Consider the following 411-nt stretch of genomic DNA (forward strand, 5'->3'; position numbering starts at 1 on the left):
GGTGTGGTTGTCGTCCGAGGTGTGGTCATGTGCCCACCGTCCGCCGTGGGCGGCGGTCCGCCCAGTTCCCCGCCGATCCTGGGAGTGACAGGGCCAGGGACGGACGGCCCCGCCCGCTTACGCTGGAACGCATGTCTGAGGAGAACCGGCTCGGCGACTACCTCCGCGCGCGCCGGGAGCTGGTGACGCCGGACGACCTGGGACTGCCGTCCCACGGTGTGCGCCGGGTGCCCGGGCTGCGCCGAGAGGAGGTCGCGCTGCTCGCCGGCATCAGCTCCGACTACTACCTGCGGCTGGAGCAGGGCCGCGACCGCAATCCGTCGGCGCAGGTGCTCGACGCGCTCGCCCGGGTGCTGCTGCTCGACGACACCGCCACGGCGTACCTCCACCAGCTCGCCGCGCCCCGGCCGC

At 74.0% G+C, this 411-nt stretch carries 1 protein-coding gene; it reads left to right on the forward strand.

The features are described 5' to 3' along the window. Positions 1 to 131 precede the first annotated feature (131 nt). A partial coding sequence (locus LPA54_RS40435; protein WP_228985420.1) for a helix-turn-helix domain-containing protein occupies positions 132 to 411 on the forward strand: 280 nt, incomplete at its 3' end.

Source organism: Streptomyces sp. DH12, assembly GCF_020873895.1.
GTDB lineage: Bacteria > Actinomycetota > Actinomycetes > Streptomycetales > Streptomycetaceae > Streptomyces.